At 58.4% G+C, this 8423-nt stretch carries 7 protein-coding genes; all 7 read left to right on the top strand.

All coding sequences use genetic code 11. The features are described from left to right. Nucleotides 1-195 precede the first annotated feature (195 nt). The 7 genes from N878_RS06420 to N878_RS06395 are packed head-to-tail and all read left to right on the top strand — an operon-like array spanning nucleotide 196 to nucleotide 7963. On the top strand, nucleotides 196-1560 hold the full coding sequence (locus N878_RS06420) for a hypothetical protein (RefSeq protein ID WP_021442838.1): 1365 nt from the start codon (nucleotides 196-198) through the stop codon (nucleotides 1558-1560). A gap of 28 nt (nucleotides 1561-1588) precedes the next feature. Beyond that, entirely contained in the window at nucleotides 1589-3133 is a 1545-nt protein-coding gene (gene fdrA / locus N878_RS06415) for an acyl-CoA synthetase FdrA (protein WP_021442837.1), read from the top strand. A gap of 11 nt (nucleotides 3134-3144) precedes the next feature. Beyond that, nucleotides 3145-4578, top strand: coding sequence for a DUF1116 domain-containing protein (locus N878_RS06410; RefSeq protein WP_021442836.1), 1434 nt, complete (start codon nucleotides 3145-3147; stop codon nucleotides 4576-4578). Nucleotides 4579-4608: 30 nt separating this feature from the next. Next, nucleotides 4609-5721, top strand: coding sequence for a ring-opening amidohydrolase (locus N878_RS06405; RefSeq protein WP_031302833.1), 1113 nt, complete (start codon nucleotides 4609-4611; stop codon nucleotides 5719-5721). Between the two features lie 16 nt (nucleotides 5722-5737). Next, complete coding sequence (locus N878_RS29460) at nucleotides 5738-5872, top strand: hypothetical protein (protein ID WP_021442834.1); 135 nt, start codon at nucleotides 5738-5740, stop codon at nucleotides 5870-5872. Between the two features lie 6 nt (nucleotides 5873-5878). Then, complete coding sequence (locus N878_RS06400) at nucleotides 5879-6682, top strand: carbamate kinase (protein WP_218186839.1); 804 nt, start codon at nucleotides 5879-5881, stop codon at nucleotides 6680-6682. Between the two features lie 48 nt (nucleotides 6683-6730). Beyond that, nucleotides 6731-7963, top strand: a complete 1233-nt coding sequence (locus tag N878_RS06395) for an amidohydrolase family protein (RefSeq protein WP_177342878.1) — start codon at nucleotides 6731-6733, stop codon at nucleotides 7961-7963. The last annotated feature ends 460 nt before the right edge of the window (nucleotides 7964-8423 follow it).

Genomic DNA, 8423 nt, shown 5'->3' with positions numbered 1-8423 from the left:
AAAACCCGGCTTGATTCACAATAGCAATGCCATTGTTGAAAGATAACGTGACGCGCTTGTCTGTTTTGGTTCGCCTGCATAAGATTAATTATTCGTCAAGTCAACCACACAATCTTGCGCTACGAACTCATTCAACGGCGGTTGTTTGGAGGCCACGAAATCTACAGTTCGTTTGTGTAAAAAAGGATATTTAACATGGCCTGGATTTCAATAATTCCGCTAATCGTTGTTCTCATACTGCTGTTCCGCCAGCGGAACATGGTTGTCGCGGCGGCGGCTGGTGGATTGCTCGCGATCGTTATGGCGTACTTATTTCGGGATCACCTCCCGCTCGTTCAAGAGACCGTAAACGGAGAAACCCGGGTCGTCATCCTTGATCTCAAGAGGGCGTTCTACCGGTTCTCATCAACCATTCCGACCATGCTCTCGTTTACGTCCCCCATTGTCAACGCCTCCGCTGCGGCGATGGTCGCGGCCTTCGGAGGTTTCGCGGCCCTCCTTGAGATAGCCCGACGTCGGCTGAACGGTCGGATGGAACTGCTGGCTGCTTTTGTGGTCATGCTTCAGGCTTTCGCCACCTACACGGCGGGGCTCGGCGCCGGGAACACTGTCATCACCGCTCCGCTCATCGCGGCGGCAGTTGGAGCTACGCCGGGCGTGATCATTGGGATGGCAATCGCCACGGCAGGTGCCTTCACCACCAGCCCCTCGTCGGCAGAGTCCGCGCTCACCAGCCGCCTTGCTGGTCTGAGTGATGTTGGACCGTATGTTGCTGATATGCGTGCGTTCTTCCTCCTCGCTGTAGCGATCGGTATGGCCATCGCCTGGTGGGATGTTCGCCGCCGCAAGGGTGCCTTCGTTCCCGGCGACGACATCAAGGCAACTGAAGGCGCCCCAACCCTCACTGATGATTTTGGTGTGACGCTGGCGACACCCGCGCGTCAGTTATGGGCCCGTGCGACTCCCGCACTTTGGCTCCTCGGTGCAGTGGTGTTGGGTCGCCCTCTGAATGATCTTTTCGTAGCGTGGGGTCTGCCGCAGTTCTTCTCACCTATGGTCTACATCAGCATTACCGTGGTCCTTGTCTTCCTAATGCGACTCGGAACCATCGACTCCGCCGCGCAGAAGTTCATCGAAGGCGGGAGCTTCATTTTGGTGCGACTCTTCGCAGTGGGTCTCTTCCTGGCCTTCGTCAATATGATCAGCGATATCGGCGCCTTCCAGTTGATTGCCAAAGCGGCGCTCCAGGTTCCAAAGGAGTTTGTTGTGTCTGTCGCGGCGCTGGTCGGATTCCTCATTGCGATTCCGGCGGGCGCATATGCCGTCGCCGTGATGGGGTTGATCGGCCCAGCGCTGGGCGCGGCAGGTTTCACCCCGCTCCAGCTTGGCTTTGTGATGATGGCCATCGGCATGGGCACGCAGATGAGCTGGAGCCAGCTCAATGTGGCCTCCCTCAGCTATGGGTTCAAGGTCAGCATCTCGCGCATCGTCCGCATCAACGCGCCTGGCGTCATAGCCATGGCGCTATTGCTTGCAGGCCTTGCATATATCTTCGGTTAAGCATCTCAGCCACATATAGGAAAAAGCAATGTCAATCGTCGTAGAAGTTCGTCGTAACACTTATCAGGACTCAGTCACCCTCATGCGCCTGTCCAGCGATCTCCTCGCTGAGGACGGTGTCACCAATGCGTCGATCATGATGGGCACCGCTGGAAATATCGAGATCATGCGCGAGGGCGGACTTGATGCCCCCGCCCTGAATGACGCTAGACCTACCGATCTGGTCATCGCCATCGTCGCAGCCTCCGAGGACGCCGCTCGGACGGCGATCGAGAAGGCAATCGCCGCGCTCAACACCGATGCATCCACTGCCAGCGATGGGGGTGGCGCGCAGAAGCGGGCAATCTCATCTGTAATGGGGGCGGTTGTCGAAGGTGTGAACCTGACCCTCATCTCCGTGCCTGGCGAGTACGCCGCCGCCGAAGCCATGAAGGCGCTCAAGGCCGGCATGCACGTCCACCTCTTCAGCGACAACGTTTCGGTGGAGAAGGAGATCGCTCTCAAGGACGTTGCTATAAGCAAAGGCTTGCTTATGATGGGCCCTGATTGTGGTACCGCCATCATCAATGGCGTTCCCGTGGGGTTCGCCAATGCAGTACGACGTGGACGCATCGGCGTGATCGCCGCCTCAGGAACGGGAGCTCAGGAAGTGACCTCGCTCATCCATGAACTCGGCTCGGGCATCTCGCAGGCCTTCGGTACCGGTGGTCGCGACCTCTCGAGTGCCGTCAAAGGGCGCATGGCGCGCTTCGCGTTGAAAGCGCTGTTGGATGATGACATGACCGACGTGATCGTCTTGATCTCCAAACCGCCTGCCCCTGAGGTAGCTGCCTCTATTCTTGATACAGCCAAGGGGACGTCGAAGCCAATTGTCGTCTGCTTCCTCGGAGGAGACTCGAAGATGGTTCGCGACCACGGGCTGATTCCAGCGGAAACGCTGGAAGACGCTGCGCGTCAGGCGGTGCGCGCCGAAACAGGATCCGATACTGGTTCGCGCTACGCGCCTGCGCCGACCCTGCCGAAGCTATCGAAAGAGCAGAAATATGTCCGAGGACTCTTCTCCGGAGGAACCTTCTGCTACGAAGCGCTCCTCCTCCTTCGTGAATTCGTGGGCGATGTCTCGTCCAATACACCTATCAACAAGCAGATGAAGCTCAAGAACAACAACATCAGCACCGGGCACGTCTGCATCGACTTCGGTGAAGATGAGTTCACGGTTGGACGGCCCCACCCGATGCTCGACTTCCGGTTCCGGAACGATCGGATCGTTCAGGAAGCGCGAGATCCCGAGACAGCAGTCATTTTGCTGGATCTGGTACTCGGCTACGGCGCGAACGCCAACCCCGCAGGTGCTTTGATGCCAGCAATCCGAAAAGCAATGGAAGTCGCCCGTGCTGAAGGTCGCACGCTTCCAATCGTCGCATCGGTCTGTGGAACGAGTGACGATCTCCAGGGGCTAGAACAACAGGAGGCCGCCCTTCGCGAGGCTGGCGTCACCATCCTCTCAAGCAATGCCCAGGCGAGCCGCTTTGCCGGAAAAATCGCCCAAGTCGCCCAGATCACTCAGAAATAAGGAGCCCATTCATGTCATCAATCCGTGATCTCATACAGTCCGATCTAAAAATCGCGAACCTCGGACTGCCTTCATTCCGTGACGATCTCGAGGCCGCAGGCGCCAGCGTCATATCGATCGACTGGTCTCCACCCCTCTCCGGCGACGTTGACGCTGGATGGTCGCTGGCGACCATGATGTCTGGCGACGACATCGGCGATGCCATCGATGCCGCCAACAAGGTTGCACTTGAGCGTGTGCTCGGTGCGGAGCCCATGTGGCTTGATTGCCTCCCCGCCAGAGATGCCCTCGTGGGCATGACCGACCGCACCATTCTTCACTCTGGCCCGCCGGTCGCATGGGAAGACATGGCGGGGCCGATGCAGGGAGCTATCATCGGCGCCATGCTCTTCGAGGGGCTTGCCCCAGACGACGTAGCCGCACGCAAGATGTGCGAGCAAGGAGCCATCGAGTTCTCGCCGTGCCATCACCTCAACGCAGTCGGTCCCATGGCCGGTGTGATCTCTGCGTCGATGCCGGTTCTGGTTATCGAGGATGCCAACGGCGGCAATCGCGCCTTCAGCAATCTCAACGAGGGTCTCGGCAAGGCGCTGCGGTTCGGAGCGTACGGAGAGGACGTGCTCTCCCGTCTCGCGTGGATGCGGGACGTGCTGGGTCCGGCGCTCTCGGTCATTGCCCGCGCGCTTGGCGGCGTCAACCTCAAGTCCATCACCGCGCAAGCGCTGCAGATGGGCGATGAGTGCCACAACCGGAATCAGGCGGCCACATCACTTCTCTTTCGGGAGATCGTGCCTGCCCTGGTCCGAAGTGACTTCCCGAAGGATCAGATCCCCGATGTGCTGGATTTTATCGCCGGCAACAACCATTTCTACCTGAACTTCTCGATGGCTGCGGCAAAGGTCGCACTCATGGCGGGATCCAACGTCCCGAACAGCAGCCTGGTCACTGTCATGGCCAGGAATGGCGTCGAGTTCGGCATCCAGATGAGCGGTACCGGCAACCAGTGGTTCACCGGTACGGCCCAGATGGTGAAGGGGCTCTACTTCCCCGGATTCGGCGAAGACGATGCCGCCCCCGATCTTGGCGACAGCGCCATTACGGAAACCATGGGCATCGGTGGATTCGCCATGGCGGCAGCGCCGGGCATCGTGCAGTTTGTCGGGGGAACCCCAGAGACAGCCAAGCAATACACCCGGGAGATGTACGAGATCACGCTGGGACGAAATCCCACATACTCACTCCCGCCGCTTGGATTCATCGGCACACCAACCGGGATCGATGTTCGGCTTGTCGCCGACAAGAACATCCTGCCGCTCATCAATACAGGCATCGCCCACAAGGATGCCGGGGTTGGCCAAATCGGTGCCGGCCTTGTCTCTCCACCGATCGAGTGCTTTGCGTCCGCTTTGGCCGCACTCGCCGATCAGTTTGTTTCCGCGAAATAGTCTGTTCATATTCAACACAAGGAGTCCATCATGCAAGCGCAAGTTTTTCGAGTTCCAATGAGTAATCCAGCCGATGTTAGTGGCGTAGCCAAGCTCATCGATGAGGGAGTGATCCGTGCCGAAGAGGTCGTCTGCGTTCTCGGCAAGACCGAAGGCAACGGCTGTGTCAATGACTTCACGCGTGGCTACACCACCCTCGCGTTCAAGGTCTACTTCTCCGAGAAACTGGGCGTGTCCCGGCAAGAGGTCGGCGAGCGCATCGCTTTCATCATGTCCGGCGGTACCGAAGGCGTCATGGCGCCTCACTGCACCATCTTCACCGTGCAGAAGACGGACAACAAGCAGAAGACCGCCGCTGAAGGCAAGCGACTTGCCGTTCAGCAGATCTTTACCCGCGAGTTCCTGCCGGAGGAGATCGGCCGCATGCCGCAGGTCACGGAAACAGCCGACGCTGTTCGCCGCGCCATGCGCGAAGCCGGCATCGCGGATGCATCCGATGTCCACTTCGTTCAGGTCAAGTGCCCACTGCTCACTGCCGGCCGCATGCATGACGCTGTCGAGCGCGGGCATACGGTTGCCACCGAAGATACCTATGAGTCCATGGGCTACTCCCGCGGCGCATCCGCGCTTGGTATCGCCCTGGCCCTCGGGGAAGTCGAGAAGGCCAACCTCAGTGATGAAGTTATTACCGCAGACTACAGTCTCTACTCCTCGGTTGCCTCAACTTCGGCGGGTATCGAGTTGATGAACAACGAGATCATCGTCATGGGCAACAGCCGCGCATGGGGTGGTGACCTCGTCATCGGCCACGCCGAGATGAAGGACGCCATCGACGGTGCAGCGGTCCGGCAGGCCCTGCGCGACGTCGGGTGCTGCGAGAACGACCTGCCGACCGTCGACGAGCTCGGCCGCGTGGTCAATGTATTTGCCAAGGCTGAAGCCTCCCCGGACGGTGAGGTTCGTAACCGCCGCCACACGATGCTGGACGATTCGGACATTAACAGCACGCGCCATGCGCGAGCGGTCGTCAATGCAGTTATCGCTTCGATCGTGGGAGATCCCATGGTTTATGTCTCCGGCGGCTCCGAGCATCAGGGCCCCGCCGGTGGCGGTCCCGTTGCAGTTATCGCGCGCACAGCTTAATAGAGGAAGGATACCTATGTCAAAACTTGCCGTCGTTGCAATCGGTGGAAATGCGCTTCTCATTGAGGGCCAAAAGGGCACTATTGCGGAGCAAATAGAGAACGCGCTGGACATGGCCCGTCAGCTAGCCAAAATGATCAAGCTTGGGTGACGTGTCATCGTCACCCACGGAAACGGACCACAGGTCGGTTTCATTGTGCTCCGGTCGGACCGCAGCGCCGATGTTCTTCCCAGGTTGCCGCTTGATATCTGTGTCGCAGACAGCCAGGGCGGTATCGGCTACATCGTCGTCGACGCCCTGCAAACGGCGATGACTGAGCTTGGGTTGGACGCCACGGCTACTGCGGTGCTCACCCGCTGTGTCGTGGATACGGCCGACCCCGCTTTCGAGAACCCAACCAAGCCCATCGGACCGTTTATGTCACAGCACGAAGCTGAACAGCATCGCGACGAGGATGGCTGGCACATCGTTGAGGATGCCGGACGCGGCTACCGCCGTGTTGTCCCCTCGCCCAAGCCAACGAAGGTGCTGGAGTTGAATGCGATCAAGACCCTCGTTTCGGCCGGGCATCTCGTCGTCGCAGCCGGCGGTGGCGGAATCCCGGTGGCCGAGATCGGGGATGGTTTTTACAAGGGTGTTGAGGCCGTGATCGACAAGGACCTTACGTCCGCTCTGTTGGCAAGGGAGCTTGGCGCCGATCTTCTTCTGATCTCCACCGGCGTGCATCAGATCAGCATCAACTTCAAGAAGCCGGACCAGCGCGCCCTTGAGCAAATGACGCTCGCAGAGGCTCGGAAGTACATGGCGGAGGGACAGTTTCCTCCTGGCAGCATGGGCCCCAAGGTGGAAGCTGCGATGCGCTTCCTCGAGGGTGGATCCAGGGGCAAGGTTCTTATCACCAGTCCGGAGTCGGTCATCGACGCGTTGGACGGCAAGACCGGCACCTGGATGATGGCCTAACTTGTCTTGAATGCCGCTCAACGTCCATTTAGCTTGTGAGAGATGTCAATGGAAACCCATAGTTATGTAGACGTCGCAATTCGTAACGCGCGTCTTGCCGATACGGAGGGAATTGTCGATATTCTTATTCACGATGGGCGCATTGCGTCCATCGTGAAGTCGACAAAAACAAAAGGATCGGTGGAGATCGATGCTCATGAGGGTCTGGTCACTTCCGGCCTGGTAGAGCCTCACATCCATCTCGATAAGGCCCTGACGGCAGATCGGGTTCCCGCAGGAAGCATTGGCGACCTTCGAACGCGACGAGGCCTTGAGATGGCAATTCGGGCCACCCGTGATATCAAGCGTACGTTCACGGTTGAAGATGTTCGAGAACGGGCCATACGTGCGGCCCTGATGGCATCCCGTGCGGGAACCACCGCATTGCGGACACACGTCGATGTCGACCCGATTGTCGGCCTCGCAGGTATCCGTGGTGTCCTTGAGGCGCGTGAAGTCTGCGCGGGATTGATCGATATCCAGATCGTCGCCTTCCCTCAGGAGGGACTCTTCTGCTCTGTGGGGGCCGTGGACCTCATGCGGGAGGCGATCAAACTGGGCGCGGATGCCGTCGGCGGCGCACCCGCGCTGGATGATCGCCCGCAGGACCATGTCCGAGCCGTTTTTGACCTTGCTGCTGAGTTCGGCCTGCCCGTAGACATGCACGTCGATGAGTCCGACCGGCGGGAAGACTTTACGCTTCCCTTTGTGATTGAAGCTGCCCGTGAACGGCGTGTGCCCAATGTGACCGTCGCGCACATCAGCTCGCTGTCCGTACAGACGGATGACGTAGCACGGTCGACCATTGCCGCCCTTGCGGACGCCGATGTTTATGTCGTGGTTAATCCGATCATTGTCAAAATTACGCGGCTGAGTGAATTACTCGATGCCGGAGTCTCCGTAATGTTTGGCTCGGACAACCTGCGGGATCCGTTCTATCCGCTCGGAGCGGCGAATCCCCTTGGATCAGCCATTTTTGCCTGTCAAATTGCCGCGCTGGGAACACCGCAAGATCTCAGACGGGTATTCGATGCGGTCACCATCAACGCTGCCCGCATGCTGGGATTCCCCTCACTTTTAGGCGTCGTGGAAGGGGCAGTCGCGGATCTCGCAGTATTCCCATCGGCGACGCCCGAGGAGGTTGTTCTGGATCAACAGTCTCCGCTCTTCGTACTCAAGGGCGGACGTGTCGTTGCCATGCGATTGGCCGCTGGATCAACGTCGTTCCGCGACTACTCATGAATATTGATATTATGCATTTTCGTACTTGTACTTTAATTGAAAGCGCTGAATGGTCGACACCATGAAAATGCCCACTACACCCCTGCTGGATAGTCCGGAAACTGGTTCGCCAAAATGCATAAAGAAGTCGAGTGCCGGAGAGCAGATCCGGACAGGTTCAGGATTCAAGCTGAGTCATAATCTGGACGGTTCGATGAGGGTTTTGATCTTTCAACCACGGCGATCATCTGATCAATCCAAAATAACTTCAAAGACGATGGCGGTTACATGCGAACGATAAACTTAAGGTGCTTTCCGCATGGCGGTCTTGCGGCACTTGTTGTCTTGATGGGGCTTTTGATGACCTCGAGTGGCGCTTTCGCGCAAAAATCGGCTGCATTTCTTTTGCCGGGAAGCATCAACGATCAGAGTTGGAATTCGGAAGGCTTCAAAAGCACCGAAAGGTTCAAGGAGTTGGGTT

This window comes from Pseudomonas sp. EGD-AK9 (assembly GCF_000465935.2).
GTDB lineage: Bacteria > Pseudomonadota > Gammaproteobacteria > Pseudomonadales > Pseudomonadaceae > Aquipseudomonas.
Note: the sequence above shows the minus strand (reverse complement) of the source record. Positions and strands in the feature narration are given on the sequence as shown.

Excerpts from the sequence above, each read along its gene's own strand:
- N878_RS06410 (WP_021442836.1), top strand. The coding sequence starts at position 3,145 with ATGTCATCAATCCGTGATCTCATACAGTCCGATCTAAAAATCGCGAAC.
- N878_RS06405 (WP_031302833.1), top strand. The coding sequence starts at position 4,609 with ATGCAAGCGCAAGTTTTTCGAGTTCCAATGAGTAATCCAGCCGATGTT.
- fdrA (WP_021442837.1), top strand. The coding sequence starts at position 1,589 with ATGTCAATCGTCGTAGAAGTTCGTCGTAACACTTATCAGGACTCAGTC.
- N878_RS29460 (WP_021442834.1), top strand. The coding sequence starts at position 5,738 with ATGTCAAAACTTGCCGTCGTTGCAATCGGTGGAAATGCGCTTCTCATT.
- N878_RS06420 (WP_021442838.1), top strand. The coding sequence starts at position 196 with ATGGCCTGGATTTCAATAATTCCGCTAATCGTTGTTCTCATACTGCTG.
- N878_RS06395 (WP_177342878.1), top strand. The coding sequence starts at position 6,731 with ATGGAAACCCATAGTTATGTAGACGTCGCAATTCGTAACGCGCGTCTT.